Origin of the sequence: Paraburkholderia sp. GAS206C (genome assembly GCF_050435645.1) — a bacterium.
Lineage (GTDB): Bacteria > Pseudomonadota > Gammaproteobacteria > Burkholderiales > Burkholderiaceae > Paraburkholderia > Paraburkholderia phenazinium_B.
This window is the reverse complement of sequence record NZ_JBNDKR010000006.1, coordinates 282,682-303,423: the sequence shown is the minus strand read 5'-3', so window position 1 is coordinate 303,423 and position 20,742 is coordinate 282,682. Positions and strand designations below refer to the sequence as shown.

The 20,742-nt window shown below is 63.3% G+C and carries 16 protein-coding genes; 5 read left to right on the top strand and 11 right to left on the bottom strand.

Annotation, left to right across the window (positions count from 1 at the left end; genetic code table 11):
• Positions 1–320 precede the first annotated feature (320 nt).
• Together P3T20_RS18645 and P3T20_RS18640 are read right to left on the bottom strand one after the other, a co-directional pair.
• A complete protein-coding gene (locus P3T20_RS18645) occupies positions 321–1,514 on the bottom strand; it encodes an acyl-CoA dehydrogenase family protein (protein WP_429287514.1) in 1,194 nt (397 codons plus the stop codon).
• Positions 1,515–1,614: 100 nt separating this feature from the next.
• A complete protein-coding gene (locus P3T20_RS18640) occupies positions 1,615–2,493 on the bottom strand; it encodes an ABC transporter substrate-binding protein (RefSeq protein ID WP_074266109.1) in 879 nt (292 codons plus the stop codon).
• A 349-nt stretch (positions 2,494–2,842) separates the two neighbouring features.
• On the opposite strand from P3T20_RS18640, the gene P3T20_RS18635 reads away from it, so the two are divergent.
• Positions 2,843–3,757 (top strand): LysR family transcriptional regulator, encoded by a 915-nt coding sequence (locus P3T20_RS18635; protein WP_074265037.1) that lies wholly within the window; start codon positions 2,843–2,845, stop codon positions 3,755–3,757.
• A 94-nt stretch (positions 3,758–3,851) separates the two neighbouring features.
• Here P3T20_RS18635 and P3T20_RS18630 read toward each other — a convergent pair whose 3' ends face one another.
• The 4 genes from P3T20_RS18630 to P3T20_RS18615 all read right to left on the bottom strand — a co-directional run bounded on the left by P3T20_RS18630 (position 3,852) and on the right by P3T20_RS18615 (position 8,177).
• Positions 3,852–5,453, bottom strand: a complete 1,602-nt coding sequence (locus P3T20_RS18630; protein ID WP_074265038.1) for a rhodanese-related sulfurtransferase — start codon at positions 5,451–5,453, stop codon at positions 3,852–3,854.
• Entirely contained in the window at positions 5,450–6,058 is a 609-nt protein-coding gene (locus P3T20_RS18625; protein ID WP_074265039.1) for a cysteine dioxygenase, read from the bottom strand. The genes P3T20_RS18630 and P3T20_RS18625 overlap by 4 nt, the downstream gene beginning before the upstream one ends.
• A 200-nt stretch (positions 6,059–6,258) precedes the next feature.
• Complete coding sequence (locus tag P3T20_RS18620; RefSeq protein WP_074265040.1) at positions 6,259–7,086, bottom strand: class II aldolase/adducin family protein; 828 nt, start codon at positions 7,084–7,086, stop codon at positions 6,259–6,261.
• An 11-nt stretch (positions 7,087–7,097) separates the two neighbouring features.
• On the bottom strand, positions 7,098–8,177 hold the full coding sequence (locus P3T20_RS18615; protein WP_074265041.1) for an LLM class flavin-dependent oxidoreductase: 1,080 nt from the start codon (positions 8,175–8,177) through the stop codon (positions 7,098–7,100).
• A 304-nt stretch (positions 8,178–8,481) separates the two neighbouring features.
• On the opposite strand from P3T20_RS18615, the gene P3T20_RS18610 reads away from it, so the two are divergent.
• Entirely contained in the window at positions 8,482–9,450 is a 969-nt protein-coding gene (locus P3T20_RS18610; RefSeq protein ID WP_074265042.1) for an ABC transporter substrate-binding protein, read from the top strand.
• Positions 9,451–9,626: 176 nt separating this feature from the next.
• Here the strand turns inward: P3T20_RS18610 and P3T20_RS18605 are convergent, their stop codons facing one another.
• The 4 genes from P3T20_RS18605 to hpnI all read right to left on the bottom strand — a co-directional run bounded on the left by P3T20_RS18605 (position 9,627) and on the right by hpnI (position 14,253).
• Positions 9,627–10,619: a lysylphosphatidylglycerol synthase domain-containing protein gene (locus P3T20_RS18605; RefSeq protein ID WP_074265043.1), complete on the bottom strand. Its 993-nt coding sequence runs from the start codon at positions 10,617–10,619 to the stop codon at positions 9,627–9,629.
• Positions 10,616–11,479, bottom strand: a complete 864-nt coding sequence (gene hpnK / locus P3T20_RS18600) for a hopanoid biosynthesis-associated protein HpnK (protein ID WP_074265044.1) — start codon at positions 11,477–11,479, stop codon at positions 10,616–10,618. The genes P3T20_RS18605 and hpnK overlap by 4 nt, the downstream gene beginning before the upstream one ends.
• On the bottom strand, positions 11,479–12,900 hold the full coding sequence (hpnJ, locus tag P3T20_RS18595) for a hopanoid biosynthesis associated radical SAM protein HpnJ (RefSeq protein ID WP_074265045.1): 1,422 nt from the start codon (positions 12,898–12,900) through the stop codon (positions 11,479–11,481). The genes hpnK and hpnJ overlap by 1 nt, the downstream gene beginning before the upstream one ends.
• 126 nt (positions 12,901–13,026) lie before the next feature.
• Positions 13,027–14,253 carry a bacteriohopanetetrol glucosamine biosynthesis glycosyltransferase HpnI gene (gene hpnI, locus P3T20_RS18590; protein WP_074265046.1) on the bottom strand — a complete coding sequence of 409 codons (1,227 nt, stop codon included), beginning with the start codon at positions 14,251–14,253 and terminating at the stop codon, positions 13,027–13,029.
• 1,037 nt (positions 14,254–15,290) lie between these two features.
• On the opposite strand from hpnI, the gene P3T20_RS18585 reads away from it, so the two are divergent.
• On the top strand, positions 15,291–16,286 hold the full coding sequence (locus P3T20_RS18585) for an LLM class flavin-dependent oxidoreductase (RefSeq protein WP_074266110.1): 996 nt from the start codon (positions 15,291–15,293) through the stop codon (positions 16,284–16,286).
• Between the two features lie 32 nt (positions 16,287–16,318).
• On the opposite strand, the gene P3T20_RS18580 is transcribed toward P3T20_RS18585, so the two are convergent.
• The gene (locus P3T20_RS18580) at positions 16,319–17,407 is read right to left on the bottom strand and encodes an alpha/beta fold hydrolase (protein ID WP_074265047.1); all 1,089 of its coding nucleotides are present in this window, start codon (positions 17,405–17,407) and stop codon (positions 16,319–16,321) included.
• Positions 17,408–17,876: 469 nt separating this feature from the next.
• Here P3T20_RS18580 and glgC point away from each other — a divergent pair, with 469 nt between their 5' ends.
• Positions 17,877–19,148 (top strand): glucose-1-phosphate adenylyltransferase, encoded by a 1,272-nt coding sequence (gene glgC, locus P3T20_RS18575; RefSeq protein ID WP_074265048.1) that lies wholly within the window; start codon positions 17,877–17,879, stop codon positions 19,146–19,148.
• Positions 19,149–19,243: 95 nt separating this feature from the next.
• Positions 19,244–20,710 (top strand): glycogen synthase GlgA, encoded by a 1,467-nt coding sequence (gene glgA, locus P3T20_RS18570; RefSeq protein ID WP_074265049.1) that lies wholly within the window; start codon positions 19,244–19,246, stop codon positions 20,708–20,710.
• Positions 20,711–20,742: the final 32 nt, after the last annotated feature.

The following is a 20,742-nucleotide window of genomic DNA, read 5'->3' as shown; positions in this document are numbered from 1 at the left end:
AATGGATGGACCACTGAAAGTGCCACGCGGCGGAGCTTATCCACGCGCCACGAAGGCATGCACAAACGGAGGGAGACTCGCCGCGGGATGACCGGGCTACAGATGGGATGAAGAGAGACCCAAGACGACACGCAGCGGTCCGGCTGAACGAAGCAATCAGCCGCAGATGGCCGCTGACCCTACGCTTTCGCCCGTGACAGACCGCTGCACACGGCCGTCTGGTCCCTCGACTATTTTGCCCAGGTGGCGATAATTTAGACGCATTAAATTGATTGTGCGAGCCAGCGTTTACACTGAATCTTCTGATGAATAGACGCTGACTAGCCCACCGCAAATCCTGCCCGTCCAACACCCTGCAACACCGAGTCATTTTGCGGCGTGTGGATGCGTGCGCACAGCACATCGCGGTAGTGACGTTCGAGCGGATTATCACGGCTCAAGCCCGGATTGCCGCTCGCTTCGATAGCCAGTTGCACCGCTTCGATCGCCTGATTCGTCACCGTGTACTTGACGAGCGGTGCCTCGTCGAGCGCCACCCGCTCGATGTGCGCCGTCGCATCGAGCAGCACGCGGTTGCTGAACAGCAGCGCATCGATGCGGCCAAGCGTTTGCTGAAACGACGCGAGACTCGCGAGCGGCGCACCGAGATTGGCGGGCGCGCGAGTCGTCGCCCAATGCACGAACCAGTCGCGCGCAGCACGCGCCACCCCGTCGTACACCGCCGACAGCAACACGCTCATCCATGCCATGCCAAGGGCGTCCAGTCCGGCGCCCGGCGCGCCGGGCAACTGGATGTCGACGGCATGCTCCGCCGGCACGAAGACGTTGTCGAAGACGATTTCATGGCTACCCGTCGCGCGCATGCCGAGATGATTCCACAACGCACCGACCCGCACGCCAGGCGTATCGCGTCGGACGAGCCACACGCCGACACGCGGCAGTGTTTCGTCGCTGCGCGCCCACACCGCCAGCCACGTCAGGCCGGGGCTGCCGGTCGAATAGATCTTGCTGCCGTTGATAATCCAGCCGTCGCCGCTACGCGCAGCGAGCGTGCCGGGCAGACCGCCGCGAGCCGGCGTGCCGAGTTCGGGCTCGACCCGCAAAGAATTGATCAGCGCGCCGTCGCGAACGGCTTCGCGGGCGACCTGCTGACGCAACTCACGCGGCCAGTTCTGGTTGCCCTGCAAGCGATGATGAAACAGATACTGCATGACCAGCACGAGCGCCGTGGATGGCTCGCCACGCGCCACCGCACGCACTACCTTCAGTGCTTGCGGCAGGCTGGCGCCCGCACCACCGAGATAGGCCGGCACCGTCAGCGACAGCAGATCGTGCTGATGCAGGCGCGCCAGATTGGCATGGGGAAAATCGCCGCTACGGTCGTAGTCTGCGGCGCTTGCCGCGAACTCGCCGGTCAGTTGCTCAAGCAAGGCATCGAACACGTCGCTATCAAGCGGCGGATGGCGTCGCGCCGCGGCGTGCGCGGCGGTGGGTTCGAACTCGGGGGCGTTCATCGCAACTCCGGCGCGGCCGCGCTGTGGCGGCCGTGGTTATGTTCAGGCCTGCTGACGGCTCAAGGATACTTAAGGACTCGGGGGCCGGCAGTTCACAAGTTTAAGGCACAGGAAAACTGCGGTCGAAGCTCGCTTTGACATCGAGGCGCGCGGGAATGACGCTGGCGGCTGTGTAGGTGTCGGCGGTACGCTGCTGCGCCGCGATCACACCGTCGTCAATCGCGACCGGATGCACCTGACCGCGTTGATAGACGGTTTTCAGCACGTCGGGCGGCAAGCCAGTCACGCGCGACTGCATCGCTGCGACCTCCTCGGGATGCGACAGCGCCCACTGCTGGCCAAGCGCCACGCGCCGCAGGAAGTCCGCTAGCACCGCACGTTTATCGGCGATGGCGCGTTCGGTCGCAACCTGGTAGCTCAGCCCTTCCGACAGGCCGACGCCATTGACCAGAATACGGTCGTGATCGCGGGACTCGCTTAACGCCGTGTATGGATCCCACACGGACCAGGCATCCACGCTGCCCGATGCAAGCGCCGCCTTTGCATCAGCTGGCGCGAGGAAGACCAGCGTGACATCGGAGAGCGGAATATTGGCCTTTTTCAGGGCCGCGAGCACGAGGAAGTGACCGATCGAGCCGCGCGTCGTGGCGATACGCTTGCCCTTCAGGCTCGCCACATCGGTGAGCGGCGAATGCGCGCCGACGACGATCGCGAGATCGACCGGATGCGAGCGCGTCGCGGCCACCGCGCGCACCTGGGCGCCTGCTGCAAGCGCGAACACCAGCGGCGCGTCGCCGAGGCCACCCACATCCACGGCACCCGCGTTCAGTGCCTCACCGAGTGGCTGTGCGGCAGGAAAGTTGAACCATTCGATCTGGTACGGCAGATCCTTCAGTTGCCCCGACGCTTCGAGAATGCCGCGTGTTTGCAGCGCCTGGTCGCCGACTTTCAGCACGGGCAGATCGGCGGCACACGCCATGTCAGGCCATGTGGTCAGACCCACTGAGGTCAATGCCAACGCTGCCAGTACAGACGCCTTTGCAAACGCCTTTGCAAATGCTGTTGCCACCACGTCACGAAGACGCGGCGAGGCCATCCCCGCAACAAACGCAAGAGGCGTGAAAAACCCACGGGAGAGAAAACGTGTTGTCGTCATATCGTTCGCTACGGACTAGTCAGCAACGACGATACGGCACGTACTTGTATAAGACAAACGCATTATTCTTCTAAGCAAATATGCGGATCTTGCTACGCACGGCAGCGTGAACCGGCCTCATTGCAGGTATCATCGAACGCACGATTTGCTTGCCCTTACCTCATCGCTCAACATGAAGATCGACGATATCGACGCCTATGTCGCCGTCATCCGCGCCCAGTCGCTGCAGCAGGCCGCGCAGACACTCGGCCTCACGCAACCGGCCATCACGCGCCGGCTGCAAAACTTCGAGGAAGCGTTGGGCATCGAACTGCTCGATCGCAATACGCGTCCGCTAAAAGCCACCGCAACCGGACGCGTCGTCTACGAACAATGCCGCGTCATCCAGCGCGAACTGGACGTGCTGCGCGGGTTGGTCGCGAACGATTCGCCGCCGGTCGGCGCACTGCGCCTGGGCGTCGCGCAGACGATCGCCGATATCGCGTTGCCCGATGCCATGCGCGAACTACGCACGGCCTACCCCGAGTTACAGGCGCGTGCCTCGAGCGGCTGGGGGAGTCAGTTGCTGCAACGGGTGGAAGCCGGCGAACTCGATGCCGCGGCAATGTTGCTCCCGGCCAACAAGACGTTCGCCGAGTCGCTCGCCGCGCGCTCGCTGGGACGCGTCAAACTCGCCGTCGTGGCGCCGCATGGCACGCTGAAAAAACGCGCGCATACGCTGGCGGAATGTCAGGCGATCGGCTGGGTGCTGAATCCGGATGGCTGCGGGTTTCGCGAAGGTCTGCTGCGTGCCTTGACCGGTCTCGGTCTCACGCTGAAGCTGAACATGGAGACGCTCGGCACCGAACTGCAATTGCAGCTCGTCGCCGACGGCAACGGCTTGGGGCTCGTGCCGCTGCCCTTGCTACAGACGAGCCGTTACGCAGCCGCTCTGGACGTGGTGACCGTGAGCGACTTCAAGCCGCTGATCGATATCTGGCTCGTGCATCCGCGCGTGCTCGGCAAGCTGCAGCAGCCCGTGGAGCGTTTCGGCGCCGCCGTCGAGCGGCAATTCAAGGCGGCACGGCTGCAATCTCAGGCAGCCTGAGGACAAGACAAACCAACGCGCGCGCATGCCTGCTTCGGCATGCAGTGCGCGTTGGACCGGCTTGCGCGACCCTCAAAACAGCAAGGGCTACCGCTCAGATCACGTGAAACCCATGTGTGCCATCGCGCGCCAGTTGCGCGACCAGTCCGTACTCCCAGTCCAGATAGGCCTGCATCGCTTCGTGCGCGTTATCCGTGCCCTCGTAAGGACGACGATAACGATCGATGCGCGGTGACGCGAGATGCGTCTCGCCGCTCTCGAGCGGCAGACCCGCCGCGATCCACGCCGTCGTCCCACCCGTCAGCACCTGCACCGGCTTGCCCGTCAATTCGGCCAGTTCCGGCGCAGCGAAGCGTGCGAGCGCACTGGTCCCGCAGGTCACCACATAGCGTTGCGCTTCCGGCAAGTTGGGCAGCGCATCCGCCAGTTGTCCGCGCAACGCAAACCACGCACCGGGAATATGCCGCGCTACATAGTTCGCGCTCGCCGTGAAATCCAGCACGACGGTGCCGGGCGCACGCAGCAGTATCGCGAGGTCCGTCGGCGAAATCTCGTCGACAACAGGCGGCGTCACCGCGTTGCGCGCGACCGGCGCTGCGCCCTCTTCCGTGAAATCGGCCGGCGTCAGACCATCGACCACGTACACCTCGACATTCATCTGCGCGAGCCACGAGGCCGTCATGTTTGCGCGCACGCCGTCGCTGTCCGCGAGAATCACGCGGGCACCGCGCACCGGCGCGAACATATCGGTCTCCTGCACAAGCTGCCCGCCAGGCGCGCTGCGAAATCCGGGCACATGGCTCGCCTGGTACTCCTGCGGCGAACGCACGTCGAAACGATAGATCGTGCGCACGGCTTCCTCTGCCCAGCGACGCGCTTCGTCGCGCGAAGTGCGGCCCACTTCAGCGCGATCGGCCACTGCGCGCGCCGAGGCCGCTGCAGCGACCCGCACCGAATCGACGGTGACCGGATCGAAGCGCTTCGTGCTGCCGTGCGCCAGCGTTTGCCCGGCGAGCGTCCAGCCGATCGTGCCGTTACGTAACGCCGCAATGGGATTGGGCACGCCCGCATTGATCAGCGATTGCGCACCAATGATGCTGCGCGTGCGTCCGGCGCAGTTGACAACGATCTGCGTCGACGGGTTCGGCGCGAGTTGCCGCGCGCGCAGCACCAGTTCGGCACCCGGCACGCTGATGCTGCCGGGAATGTTCATGGTCTGATACTCGTCGAAGCGGCGCGCGTCGAGCACGACCACGTCGGCGTCGCTGTCGAGCAGTTCCTGCAATTGCGGCGCTTCGAGCGACGGTGTATGCCGTTCGCTTTCCACCAGTTCGCCAAAGGCCTTGCTCGCCGAGTTGACGTCCTGAAACAGTTCGCCACCTGCGTCGGCCCAACCGCGCAAACCGCCGGCCAGCAATGTGACATCGGTGTAACCCAGTTCAACGAAACGGCGCGCCGCGCGCACCGCGAGCCCTTCGCCATCGTCGAACACCACGATCGGCACGCTGCGGCGTGGCAACCGCAACGGCGCGTCCAGTTCAAGCTTCGATAACGGAAGATTGGCGGCGAACAGCGGATGGCTGCGTGCATGCGGATCTTCCTCGCGTACGTCGAGCAATGCGATTTCGCGGCGCTCGAGTAATGCGCGGCGCACGTCTTCGAATGAACGGCTACGGAATTCAGTCTCAATGGTCATGAGATTGCGATCTCCTTCGATACATTCCAGATATTCGGCAACACGTCGTTGGAATAACCGGAGATAAATGTCTTGCGGCCACCCTCCCCGGGGTAAACCGAGCGCGACACCGCCCCGATATTTGCACCATAAACGTGAATGCTGACCGACACGCGGTCGTCGTATGCATTGCTAACCCGATGAATGTCGCCAATGCGCGGCGAGACCGCATCGACGGCACCAGTTTCGAGCCGCCTTGCCCCATCAGAAGCAATCACCGTGCCGCTTTCGTCGAGACAATATGGCTGTGCGATTTCCGCACCACGCAAGACACCAATCAGGCCCCAAACGGTGTGGTCGTGAACCGGCGTGGCCTGTCCTGGCCCCCAGACAAAACTCACCACAGAGAAGCGCTGACGAGCATCCGCGTGCAGAAGGAATTGCTGATAGCGCTCGGGGTCTGGACGCGCGTACGCGTCGGGCAACCAGTCGTCGTGCGCAACCAGTTCACGCAGCGCGGCGCCGCCCGCTTCCAGCAGACTGGCTTCGGGGAGAGCATCGTCGAGTAACGATGCGATCCGCTCGACAAATGTGCGCAAGCGGTCAAGCCGCAAGATCTGGCTCATGACGTAATGGAAAAAATGAGGGTCGAGAAAAGGTGCGGCGGCGCTGGCGGCCTTCAGGGTCCGCGCGACGCTCTGTTCTGGTTCGAGATCGGGTTGACGACGACCTGGTCTAGTGTACGCACATCCGCAGCGGGATGGGGCCGCTGCGCCGCAGCGACACCGGCGGCGCAGACGGCATTGTCATCTTGAGCGGATTGTCCTCAGTCGAACACGTCCGGCTCATTGGCGACCACACCCTCCAGCAGGCTCTGGAATGCAAACAATGCGCCACCCGCTCGCCCCACCTGCTCGTGCGTCAATGTGGCAATGTCGTGTGGGATAGGTTGCGGCTTGCCAGCCGCCTCGGCGAGCAATTGCGCGTGACAGGCATTGTCGAGTGCGATGTACCACCACGCCGCTGCCTCGACGGTCGGTCCCGCGGTCAGGATGCCGTGGTTCTTCAGAATGACCGCGCGATTCGGGCCAAGCGCTGTTGCAATGCGCGCCCCTTCTTCCGTATCGAGCACGACACCACGAAAATCGTCAAACAGGGCGTGGTCCTGGTAGAACGAGCACGAGTCTTGCGTGAGCGGATCGAGCGTGCGTCCAAGCGTCGACCAAGCCTTGCCATACAGCGAGTGCGTGTGCGCAGCGGCCACGACATCGGGCCGTGCTTCATGAATCGCGGCATGAATCGCGAAAGCCGCCTGATTGACGGGCCCCTCGCCCACCACGATCTCGCCTTGCGAATTCACCAGCAGCAGGTCGGAAACGCGAATCCGGCTGAAATGCTTGCCGAACGGATTGACCCAGAAGTGATCGGGCCATTCCGGATCGCGCGCCGTGATGTGACCCGCAAGGCCTTGATCGAAACCGTAGCGCGCGAAAATGCGAAATGCGACAGCGAGCCGCTCTTGCCGATAGCGGCGCTCCTCAGCGACGCTCGCGCGCGGCGGCACTTCATCGAACCAGAATTTGCGCAGCGGCGCATGGCGTTGCAACGTCGACGTTTCTGTAGCGGGAACAGCAGGCAGAGATAGATCGGTCATTGTTCCTCCGTTCAGGCTGCCACGCGTTCGCTGCGAGCAATGCGCTCGCGCGTGGCGGGAATCAGCGCGCGGCCATAGTCGATCGCATCTTCAAGCGGGTCGAAGCCGCGGATCAGGAAGGTGGTCACACCCAACGCATAGTACTCCGCGAACGTGTCGGCCACCTGCTCCGGTGTGCCGACCAGCGCCGTCGAATTCGAACGGCCGCCGATTTCCTTGGCGATCGCGGTCCACAAGCGCTCGTCGACTCGATCCGCCTCGCCTGAAGCCGCCAGCAAGCGGCGGGCACCTTCGCTCTGCGCGGGGCCGCCTACGCCCAGACCCTGGGCGGCACGCAACCGCTTGGTCTCTTCGAGAATATGCTCAGCGCGTTCCCATGCCGCGGCTTCGGTATCCGCCAGAATCGGCCGGAACGATACCGAGAAGCGCACCGTGCGGCCATGCTTCGCGGCTTCCGCGCGCACCCGAGTGACCTGCTCGCGCACCTGCGCCTTCGATTCGCCCCACAGCGCGTAGACGTCAGCATGCCGGCCGGCGATTTCAAGCGCGGGTGCCGAGGCCCCGCCGAAATACACCGGAATATGCGGTTGCTGCACCGGCTTCACTTCGGAGAAACCGCGCTCGAAGCGGTAGTACTTGCCCTCGTGATCGAACGGCGTATCCGAGGTCCAGATGCGGCGCAGGATCGACACGTACTCGTCGGTGCGTGCGTAGCGCTCGTCGTGCGACAGGTAATCGCCGTCGCGGCGTTGCTCGGCGTCGTCGCCGCCGGAGATGATGTGCACGGCAAGGCGGCCGCCCGAGTAGTGATCGAGCGTCGCGAGCTGACGCGCGGCTAGCGTCGGCGCTACAAAACCGGGCCGGTGAGCAAGCATGAAATGCACGCGACTTGTCACGCTCGCGGCCTGCGCGACGGTCAGCAGCGCGTCGGGGCTGGTCGAGTGATGCGGAACGAGGATGCGGTCGAAGCCGGCGTTCTCGTGGGCCCGTGCGAACTGCTCCACGTAACCGGTATCTATTGACGGGCCTTGCGGCGCGTGCGTTTCCGAGACCTTGCGAGTCTGGATCATGCCGATGAATTCGACTGCCACGATGCGTCTCCCCGATGATCGACAGAACGCCGGACGCGCTGAACGCGGGCCGGCGGCGACACCCCGGACGGGATGTCAGGCAAGCCTCAAAGGTAGCACCGCAACATGCGTTCGTTAAATATTGATAGCCGATAAAGATATCGCAATTGCATGTTTGTGACGGCTCGAAGCGGTTGCTAACCTCCCTCCGCGACAGCATGTTCCGGCCGTTCCGCGAACTGTCCCGGCCAATTCATGCTTGCCGCTTTTTCCGCGGCTTCCTTCCGCTTCCTGTTTGCGTTTTCCTCTTCGTGGAACTACACCGATGACCGCTTTTCGCTCCGACCGCCGCCGGATTCTGCACACCCTTGCCGCCTGGGGTCTCGCTCCCGCTGCGGCGTGGCTCGCTGCGACGGATGCGCTGGCTGCAGAGCCCACCCTGGTATTTGGCGATCAGGCCGGCGGACTGCGCGCGCTAGCCGAAGCGGCCCACGTGCTGGACGGCACACCCTATGCGTTTCGCTGGGCCAACTTCCAGGGCGCTGCGCCGCTCTTCGAGGCGCAGCGCGCGAACGCGGTCGATCTCGCGCCCGCGGGCGATCTGCCGGTGCTCGCGGCGGCAATCGGCGATCCGTCGCTGAAGATTGTCGCGACCCGCGTCGGAACGCCGACCTCGCTCGGGATCGTCGTCCAGGCCGACTCGCCACTACGGCATGTAGCCGATCTGAAAGGCAAGACCGTGGTGGTGTCGTCGGCGCGCGGCAGCATTTCGCAATACCAGTTGTATGGCGCGCTGGCCGAAGCCGGACTCACGCGTGACGACGTGAACGTGCGCTTCGTGCTGCCCGTCGACGCCTTTGCGGCGTTCGAGGCGCGCCAGCTTGAAGTATGGGCGACCTTCGATCCGTATTTCGGCACCGCTGTGCAGCGCGGAGGCCGCGTATTACGCGACGGCTCCGGCATCAACACCGGACTTGCCTTCATCACCGCTTCGGGCGCAGCGGCCGCGGACCAGGCGAAGCGCCCGGCGTTGAGCGATGCGCTGCAACGCTTTCGACGCGCCGGCGCGTGGGCCGTCGGACATCCTGAAGCGTACGCGCAGGTGTATGCGACGGTGACGCGCCTCCCGATCGAGACGGCGAGAGTCATCACCGCTCGCGCCGCCTTGCAGCAACGGCCCGTCAGCGACGCGGACATCGCAGCGCTGCAAAAGGTCGCCGACCGCGCGTTCGAGCAACAGATCCTGCCGTCGAAGGTGGATGTGCGAGCGATCACGGCGCAAGGCCTCGGTTAGAGATTTTTGAGCATGTTCGTGCCGCGGCCTCGCTGGGCACTGTCTGATTGCGCCAATGGGCTAGCCGGCACGCCAACCAGGATTGCCACGATGCTGCCGGTACGAAACAGCATGTACGTATGCCTCGCCCGTCCGTATTCGCTCCTGGCCTCGTTGGCGGCGTGCCGGACGTCCCTTCAAACCCTGCCCTTGACAACGGAAGAAGGCCCGCCCAAACGGCGGAAAACCTCACCCCCTTGCCATGAGAGAAGCGCGGCACACCCAAATAAAACCTCGCGCATGCGCTTGACGAGAGCTAAAGAAAGCGCAACGTCCCGATCGACCCCAAACAATTGCGCAAGCAGTACAACCGCCGCGTCCTGCACCCCCACCCCAGCGGGAACAAAAAACGCAGCATGCCTGACAGCCTGAGTGAGGCCTTCAATAGCCAAAGCCCCGCTCAAAGAAACAGGATGCCCCAGTAACGCTAAAGCCCAATAAGTCTCAAGCGCGCCAAGCAGATACCCACTCAGTTGCCAGAGAAACGCCCTCAGTAAAAGCCCGCTGCGAGACAAAAGCGCATCGATATCGGCATCAAGCTGGCGCCCATCGACCGCCGGCAGGAGCGAACCCGTGGAGCCTAACAACCTCCCAGCCCACCGCTCGATGGCATAAAAAACCCCGCCCCGCCTAATGAGGACCACAGCGATAACAGGCAAAGGCAACGACAGAAGCAAAGCCATTCCAATCGTGCGCACGACCCCAGCCTGATGCGTAGCCGCCACGATCAACACCAGCCCGAGCGCCGAATAAACATACTGCACGGCCATGGTCACCATGACCTCGACGACAACTGAGGCACTGACTCCGCTCAGATCGTTCACACGCCAGGCGGCAAGCCGAATCCCGACAATCTCCCCGCCAATCCCCGCTGCGGGCAACAAGCGGCTCACGGCTTCACGAACCGTCGCCACCCACCAAAGAAATATCAGCGATGCCCGCTTACCCAGCAACAGATGCCACGCATACGCATCGAGCAACAACGGCAGTGCATGAAACGGCACAAGCCACAGCAACGCAAACCCCGCTTGCCCAATGATCTGAATCAGACCGCCGACACCCTCGTGCAGCACGAGCCCAATCAGGATCGCGATCCCGATCGGCAAACCGGCCCATTGCAGGCGCTTCATGACGCTTGCGCACCGCGGCGATGCCACTCGCCGAACACGTCGGCAAAGCCGCCGCGCGTCGCCCCGGCCGCCTCGATAGCCGCCGCCACGCGCGGCGACAGCAACGCGGCCAATTCGTCCGCATGCCGATAGTCGCGCATGCCGGCGCTCAACGCGCCCTCACCCGCCGTGGCCGGATGGCAATAGATCTCGCCCACGCCGTCCGGCAAGCGCGCCAACGCATCGAGCAGGACACCCTCGGTCATCTGCCCCGTCCTGGAGATGCCGACCACATAGTCGTTGTGCGCGATACCGGCATGATCGAGGCGGTCCCGCACCAGGCCAATCCACGGTTTAAGCCACAGCGGTTCGTTGGATTCGTATGGCAGACGCACCGCACGCATGCCGTAGTCGGGGCCAATTTCGAGGATCAGCCCGAGCACCGTCGGATGCAGATGGAAGTGCTTATGGGTATTGACGTGATCGAGCGGCAGCCCGGTCTTCGCGAATGCTTCGAACTGCGCGCGGATTTCCAGTGCGAGTTGCTTGCGCACGGACGGTAGACAGAAAAATCGAAAGCCGTCGCGCACCATATCGTCGCCGAAACGGCCCTCCGGACCGACCAGCGCCGGAATCGCCTCGCGCGGCAGGAGCGCCGCGCCATCGGCCAGCACCAGATGCAGGCCGACCCGCAATTCCGGCAGCCGCCGCACGCGCGCGAGCGCATCGCGCGCGGCCGGCGCGGCGACCATCAGGCTCGCTGCCGTCAGCACACCGTACAGATGCGCACGCTCGACTGCCTCGTTGACCCGTTCGTGCAAACCGAAATCGTCCGCAGTGAAGATCAGCGTGCGCTGCGAAAGCCGAGCCTCGTACGCCATCACGCTTCGTGAGCGCGCAGGAAGCGGAAAAACTCCACGCCTTCGCGCAGACGCCGCTTCATCATGTCCCAGCTCAGCAGCATCTCGCGCACGATCTCCCAGATCTTCGAGGGCCGGAAATAGAAGCGCTTGTAGAAGCTCTCGACATGGTGATAGATCTCTTCACGCGACAGATGCGGATAGCCGATCGCCGCGAGCTGCACCCCTTCCTTGCTCACCAGGTTGATCACCTTGTTCTCCTGCAGCCAGCCGTTTTCCACCGCCTGGTTGTAGAGCGTCGTTCCCGGATAAGGTGCCGCGAGCGACACCTGGATCGTGTGCGGGTTGATTTCCTTTGCGTACTCGATCGTCTTTTCGATCGTCTCCTGCGTCTCGCCCGGCAGCCCCAGGATAAAAGTGCCGTGAATCTTGATGTCGAGCTTGCGGCAGTCTTCGCTGAAGCGTCGTGCGATATCCGTGCGCAGGCCCTTCTTGATGTTCAGCAGGATCTGGTCGTCGCCCGATTCATAGCCCACCAGCAGCAGACGCAGGCCGTTTTCCTTCATGATCTTCAGCGTCGCATACGGCACGTTGGCCTTTGCGTTGCAGGACCATGTCACGCCGAGCTTGCCCAGCCCGCGTGCGATCTCTTCGACACGTGGCTTGAAGTCGGTGAAGGTGTCGTCGTCGAACATGATCTCCTTGACTTCAGGCATGTTGTCGCGGATCCACTTCACTTCTTCGAGCACGTTCTCTACCGAGCGCGTGCGGTAGCGGTGACCGCCCACCGTTTGCGGCCACAGGCAGAAGGTGCACTTCGAGCGGCAGCCGCGGCCCGTGTAGATCGACACGTACGGATGCTTCAGATAGCCGATGAAGTAGTTTTCGATTTTCAGGTCGCGCTTGTAGACAGGTGCTACAAACGGTAGCTCATCCATGTTCTCGAGGATCGGGCGCGCCTCGTTGTGCTCGATCGAACCGTCCGCAGCGCGATAGCTCAAGCCCTGGATCTGCGCAAGCGGTTTGCCCGCCGCCACTTCCTGGCAGGTGAAATCGAATTCTTCACGGCAGACGAAATCGATCGCTTCGCTTGCGGTCAACGAGTTGTGCGGATCGACGGCGACCTTTGCGCCCACCATGCCGATCATCACCGACGGTTTGCGCTTCTTCAGATCCTGCGCAAACATCGCATCCGTTGGAAACGACGGTGTACTCGTATGAATGATGACGAGGTCATACTGCTGCGCGATATCGAGCGAAGCCTCCACCGAGAGACCATCCGCCGGCGCGTCGAGCACGCGGCTATCCGGCACCAGCGCCGCGGGCTGCGCGAGCCATGTCGGATACCAGAACGAACGGATCTCACGCTTCGCCTGATAGCGCGACCCCGCGCCGCCATCGAAACCGTCATACGACGGGGCCTGCAAAAACAGCGTCTTCATATGTGCTCCGCTATCTGCCTTGATTCTGATTTCTGGAAAGTCGTTAAAGCCGATGATACTGTTCTACCGCCGCAGCGCCACAACACCAGCGTGACGCCGCACCAGGTGCCCAATCCGCAGACGTTTTCATCCACGATCGGAGAGTTCCACAATCGACGCACGCGTCTGCGCCACGCGATTGACGACCGACATCCGCGCGCCGCGCCAGACGACATGCGAGCCGAACACCGCGCCGAGCCATTGCAAGGCGAGCAGCGTGTCGCGCAGCGGCACGAGCGGCAGATCGCGCCAGAAGGTGCGCGAAATGCGAGCGCTGCGGGCATGCAACAGCACGCGCGCGAACAGGCCGGTTGCCGCACTGATCGACAGCGTCAGCGCCATCAATGGATGAGTGCCCGCCCCGCCAGTAGTTCCATCGATCAGTCCATTACCCAGCCCGACCGCCAGCAGCGCGCTGACCAGCAGCCACGGCGTCGTAAACGTAATGATCAGCGAGGCGAACCCCGAGCGATTCACCGAGCGGATCGTACGCAACCAGCGCAATTCGCGCAGCCACAAGGTGGTGAAAGTGGGCTCGATCACGTCAGTGGCGACCATCACCGACGAAAGCACCGTATTCAACCCAAGCGCGCGTGCATGTTCGGCGAGCCAGTAGTCGTCGGCCAGGCAATCCTTGAGGGTCTCGAAGCCGCCGATGTTCTCGAGCGTCGTGCGTCGCAACGCCAGCGTCGCACCGAAGCCGAAACGGCGCGAGCCACCCGCATGCGCGACGCGCACCGACGGCGCAAACCATTCGTTGATGAACAGCGCCCCCACCCTCGGCCAGAAGCCACCCACGCTCTGCGCCCGGTACAGGCAGGTGACGACGCCCGTGTCGGGGTCGGCGAGCGGCGCGGTGACGGTGTCGAGGTAGTCCGGTTCAACGGCGATGTCGCTATCGGCAAGCACAATGATGTCATGGCGCGCACGCTGCGCCATGTTGATGAGGTTGCTGACCTTCAGGTTGCTGCCGTGCACGCGCGAATCGATCACGAGTTCGATGTCGCAATGCGGATACGCCGCCTGCAGCCGCCGCACTACGCCGATGGCCGGGTCGACCGGCGACGAAACCCCGCACAGTAACTGAAAGCAGGGATGCGCCTGCTCGCAAAACGTCACCAGGTTTTCGTACAGACGCGGCTCGGTCCCGCACAGCGGTTTGAGCACGCTGACGGAACTCCAGCCCACATGACGCACAGCAGCACGCTTGCTAAAAAACGGCATCGCGACAGCGGCAACACCGGCATACACCGTGGCGGCACAGCACGTCAGAACCAGCAGCCACTCCAGACCAGATAGCGAATGCACCGTCATTGGCCACCTCTCCCGCTGCCGGTAGCACGCAACCCGGCGATAGCAGGACAAATCGACAAAAGATGCATGGATACGCTCGCTCGCAAGATCGGAACTCCTTCTGCCTGCGTCGGAACAATTGGCATCGGAATGAGCCGCATTGTCGAAGCAACGTGTGCGAATGCTTTACTGTAATTTCCCGTAATACTTGATCGGCTTTATGACAGATAATCGAAAGCGAATAGACAGAGATCTATCGGTCAATAATGACCGACCGCTCTGGTTGCGCTTCTGTCAGCGACCGCAGAGATCAAACCTACGGGCGTACAAAACCATGACCAGCAAGGCTGACAGCCCGGTGTCCGGCCTTTGAAAGGCAATCGCCTGCACGTTCATGGTCGGAAAAATTGTAGCAGTCCCCGTGAAAACTTGCTTCATTACCGCCGTTCGCTCTAAACCGCCTTTTACAGGACTAGCAGGGATCTTTTACAGTTTTATAAAGCTGTGTTATTTGACTGACAATAATCGCGGCATTCTGGGGATACGCGCGGTACTTTCAGATAATGATCTGCTCAATGAGGCGAATTGCACTGGCTTGCCTCATTCGACTGGTCTGAACAAATGGTGCGTGGCGCATGCGACCGACGGCAGGCCAGGGTCCGATGACCCGGCCGGTCCGCTGCGTCCGGAGGTACTTTGCGTAGCCGACCTACGCGTGACGCAACGAACCGGCTGGCATCACGATCGCCGCCTGCCGCAGCGCAGCACGGATGCGTGGTCCGGCGCACCGACGGTGCGCCGTGCATCTGCTGTGCAGCAGCCATCTCACGCTAGCCCCAGCCGGACCTGCGATCTGTGCGACGTCACACGCAGACACCGCACGATTCACCACAACGACACCCTCACCCTGTCGGCGGTGTGGACTTGTTCACCGCGTCAGCGGGAATCGAAGCGCTTTGGCACAATCGATCTTTGCCTTTGCTGTCGACGGACTTACAGGCGTGCGAGCACATCGCTCCGCGCGAGCCGCGCGACGCACGGCTTCGGACGAACTTGCCATGATCCCTTTCTCGGTCCTCGACCTCTCTCCTATCACCGCCGGCGCGAGCGCGGCGCAGGCCTTCGCCAACACGCTCGATCTCGCCCAGCACGCGGAACAATGGGGATACCGGCGCTTCTGGCTCGCCGAGCATCACAATATGACCGGCATCGCCAGCGCCGCGACGTCGGTAGTGATCGGCCATGTGGCCGGTGGGACCAAAACGATACGCGTCGGCTCGGGTGGCGTGATGCTGCCCAACCATGCGCCGCTAGTGATCGCCGAACAGTTCGGCACGCTCGCATCGCTCTACCCGGGGCGGATCGATCTGGGTCTGGGCCGCGCGCCCGGCACCGATCAGACCACCTCGCGCGCCTTGCGTCGCGAGTTGCACGGTAGCGCCGACACGTTCCCGGACGATGTGGTCGAACTGCAGCGCTACTTCGCGGATCCGGTGCCCGGTCAGCGCGTGCGAGCAGTACCAGGCGCGGGGCTGCATGTGCCGCTGTGGCTGCTCGGCTCGTCGCTTTTTAGCGCGCAACTGGCCGCGGCGCTCGGTCTGCCGTTTGCGTTCGCGTCGCACTTCGCGCCGGACCATATGCTGACCGCGCTGCGCTTGTATCGCGCGCAGTTCCGCCCCTCGGCGGCGCTCGACAAACCCTATGCGATGGTTGGCGTGAACCTGTTCGCGGCCGACACCAACGAAGCGGCCTATCGCCTGTTCACTTCGCTGCAGCAGCAGTTTGTAAATCTGCGCCGCGGCACGCCTGGGCAGCTGCAACCGCCGGTGGACCGGATCGAAGCGGCGGAGATGGAACTGAACAGTGTCGCGCAATCGCTCGCATGCTCGGTGATCGGCGATCCGGCTACCGTTCGCGAAGGCCTGCTGTCGGTGATCGAGCAAACCGGCGCGGATGAGTTGATCCTGACCGCGCAGATTTACGATCACGCCGCGCGGTTGCACTCGTTCGAGATCGCCGCGCAGGTGCGCGATGAGATTGCCGGCGGTCAGTAAGTAAAAAGAGGCCGCGCGGTCGGCTCACCCCCTTACTGATTCGCCGGTACCGCCGCCAGCCCGTCGAGCAGCGCCTTATGAAACGCCTGCGGGTCCTGCATCTGCGGCGCGTGCCCCAGGTCCGCGAACTCGACGAGCGTGGCATGCGGAATCGTCCGCGCCGCGAGACGGCCCAGTTCCGGATAATGACCGATCTGCGCCCGCACCTCTGGCGGCGCAGCGTCCTTGCCAATGGCCGTCGTGTCCTTCTGGCCGATCATCAGCAACGTCGGCATCTGCAGTTCGCCCAGTTCATATACCACCGGCTGCGTATAGATCATGTCGTAGAGCAGCGCCGAATTCCAAGCGACGATCTGCTTGCCCGGCCCGCGGTACATGCCCGCCAGCATCTGCACCCACGGCTCGTAGTCGGCGCGCCAATGGCCCGCGTAGTAGGTGGACTGTTCGTAGCGGCGAATGCCGTCGGCCGTCGTCTTCAGCTCACGCTCGTACCATTGATCGACGGAGAGCGAAGGCACCCCTTTCGCTTTCCAGTCCTCGAGGCCGATCGGATTGACGAGCACCAGTTGCTGCGTCTCTTGCGGATACATCAGCGCATAGCGGATCGCGAGCATGCCGCCGGTCGAATGGCCGATCATCGTGACGCGGCTCACGCCGAGCGCGTCGAGCAGCGCATGCGTATTGCGCGCCAGTTGCTGGAAACTGTACTGATAGTGCTCGGGCTTGCTGGACTTGCAGAAGCCGATCTGGTCCGGCGCAATCACCCGGTAGCCGGCATCGCTCAGACGCTGGATGGTCGGCTCCCAGGTGGCCGCGCAAAAGTTCTTGCCATGGAGCAACACCGCCGTCCGGCCGTTGGGATGCACTGGCTTGATGTCCATATACGCCATATGCAAGGCAACGCCTTGCGAAGTGAAGTCGTATTGCTCGACTGGCGCCGGATAGTCGAAGCCTTGCAGTTCGGGGCCGTAGGCGGGACCGTCGTTGCCCGCGGCAGCGCCTGCTGTGGCAGGCCCGCTGGCGGCGCTATCGCCCTCGGCCCACGCTACGTGGGACGCGGCGCACACCGTCAGCACACAGGCGCTGAACAGGGCGAGCATAGAGGTTCGACTAACTTTCATACGCAATGGGTTCCGGCAGAATGGTTGAGCAAAATCAGCTTCGACGCGAACGCCCCCACAGCTCAACCCCTGGCGGCCTGCAATCGAGTGGCCGATTCTACGTTCCCCATCCGAATCCTGCTCCGACGCCCGCATCGGCCATCCGAAACCCGGCGCCGCCCATATTGCGCCGCACCATTCGTACCGCTATGCGCCGTTCCGCACGGACACCGCGAGCCTCGACTGCGATCTTGCGCAGGACACCGATAAGTTTGGCATCCACATAATCCAGACTATTCGCCGGCGGTAGATCAGTGCTAGAAATAGCAAACAATTGTCAATCGGAGGGCGACAGCAGCGCATATCTGGACCAGAATCAATAGAAAAACAAACCAGCAGATCCAACCGGGGTACAACATCAGCAACCACGTTGCATGGGACAGGTGTCAGCGCAAAAGCGTGAACGCCGCCCGAAACATGGAGACAAAAAATGGAAACTCCGGCAAGCCTCAACGATCTGCAACGCGCCACTCTGGCCATCGTCCTCGCAGGCGGACGCGGCACGCGGCTCGGGCCGCTCACCAACAAACGCGTCAAACCCGCCGTGCACTTCGGCGGCAAGTACCGGATCATCGACTTCGCGCTGTCCAATTGTCTGAATTCGGGCATTCGCCGCATCGCGGTCGTCACGCAGTACAAGGCGCACTCGCTGATCCGGCATGTGCAGCGCGGCTGGGGCTTCCTGCGCGGCGAGTTCAACGAGTTCATCGACCTGTGGCCCGCGCAGCAACGCGTCGAAGGTGGTCACTGGTACCGCGGCACGGCGGACGCCGTGTTCCAGAACCTCGACATCATCCGTTCGATCCGGCCGAAATACGTCGTCGTGCTGGCCGGCGATCACATCTACAAGATGGACTACACGCGCATGATCCGCGACCACGTCGAGAGCGGCGCGGACTGCACGGTGGGCTGTATCGAGGTGCCGCGCATGGACGCGGTGGCCTTCGGCGTGATGCACGTGGATGAGAACCGCCGCGTGACCGGCTTCGTCGAAAAGCCTGCCGATCCTCCCGCGATGCCGGGGCGCCCCGACATGGCGCTGGCCAGCATGGGCATCTACGTGTTCAACGCGGACTACCTGTACACGCTGCTCGACGAGAACATCACCACCGAAGACACCGACCACGACTTCGGCAAGGACATCCTGCCGCGCGTCGTGACGCAAGGGCATGCGATCGCCCATCCATTCAGCATGTCGTGCGTCTCCTCGGATCCGAACGTCGAGCCGTATTGGCGCGATGTCGGCACGGTCGACGCTTACTGGTCCGCCAATCTCGACCTCGCCTCGACGATCCCGACGCTCGACCTGTACGATCCCGACTGGCCCATCTGGACGCAACAGCAGCAGTTGCCGCCGGCCAAATTCGTGCGCGACATGAATGGCCTGCAGGGCTCGGCCACCAACCTGGTCGTGTGCGGCGGCTGCGTCATCTCCGGTTCGCAGATTTCGCGCTCGGTGCTGTCGTCGAATGTGGTTGTGAATTCTTTCTGTAACATCAATGAGGCAGTCTTGTTGCCGCAGGTCACGATTGGCAACAGTTGCCGGTTGCGCCGCGTGGTGATCGACCGCGGCTGTACGATTCCGGACGGCACGGTGATCGGTGAAGATCCGGTGCAGGACGCCGAGCGCTTCTACCGCACCGAAACCGGCATCGTGCTCGTGACGCCGGATGCGCTACGCGGCCAGAAGCCGGCGCAGTAGGATTGCGCGGTGGGGCAACCCAGTCGTCGAACCGCGCAGCCGGGCCGGTAACCTGCAAACCCGAACCAACACGCGCCATAACCGGAAACCTGCCCATGACGATTCGCGCCCTGCACGTCGCAAGCGAGCTGTATCCCCTCCTGAAGACAGGCGGTCTTGCCGATGTGGCGGGCGCCCTTCCCTCGGCGTTGATCGAGCTCGGTGCCGATGCGAGGGTGCTGTTGCCGGGCTTTCCATCGGTGGTGGCGGGCCTCACCGATCTGCGCCCGGTGGCCCAACTGGGCCGCCGGTTCGACTCGCCGAACGTGACGCTGGAACAGGGCACGCTGCCGGCCAACGGCCTCGTGGTCTACGTGATCCGCGCCGACACGCTCTACAACCGCCCGGGCAACCCCTACCTCGACGCGGAACACGTGCCGTACGGCGACAACGCCCAGCGCTTCGCACTGCTCGGCTGGGTCGCAGCGCAACTGGCGCAGCATCTCGATCCGGAGTGGGCGCCACAGATCGTCCACGCACACGACTGGCACGCGGGCCTCGCTCCCGCTTACCTGCGAGCGGCCGAGCGTCAACACGGCCGGGCCTTCGCACGCAGCGTATTCACGGTGCATAACCTGGCCTATCAGGGCGTGTTTCCGGCTCATCTGTTCGGCCAGCTTGGGTTGCCGGCCGACTTCTTCCATATGCAAGGCATCGAGTTCTACGGGCAGATGTCGTTTCTGAAAGCAGGCCTGTTCTATAGCAACCGCATCACCACCGTGAGCCCCACCTACGCGCGCGAAATCCAGACGCTCGCCCAGGGCGGCGGTCTCGACGGGCTGCTGCGCAACCGTTCGCACGATCTGTCCGGGATCCTCAACGGCGTCGACTACACGGTATGGAACCCGGCGACCGATACCCTGCTCCCCGAGCACTACACCTCGACGTTGCTGTCGGGCAAGCACGCCTGCAAGGCCGCGCTGCAAAAGCGTTTCGGTCTGGCCGGCAAAAGCGATGCGCTGCTGTTCGGCGTGGTGAGCCGTCTCACCGAACAGAAGGGCCTCGATCTGCTGCTCGCCGCGCTGCCGGAGATCGTCAGGCGAGGCGGACAGCTGGTCGTATTCGGCACCGGCGATGCCGCACTCGAGAAAGGCCTGCAGCGCGTGGCCCATTCCCATCCGGATTCGGTGGCGGTCGAACTCGGCTTCGACGAGTCGCTCGCGCACGCGATCATCGCCGGCAGCGACGTGGTAGCCGTGCCGTCACGCTTCGAGCCGTGCGGCCTCACGCAGCTCTATGCGCTCGCTTATGGCTCGCTGCCGCTCGTGCATCGCGTCGGTGGCCTCGCCGACACGGTGGTCGACGCATCGCTGGAAAATCTCGCCGACGATCTCGCCACCGGCTTCGTCTTCGAACGCTTCGAGCCGGACGCGCTCGGCGCCGCGATCCGCCGCGCCTTTGCGCTGCACGCGCGCTCCACGGAGTGGAGGGCGACCCAGCGGCGCGCCATGCGCCAGGACTTCGGTTGGGGCGCTTCGGCGCAACGCTACCTGGCGCTGTACCGCGAACTGGCGGTGCCCTGACCCGCTCCCCGCCCATCCAATGATGGCTTGAC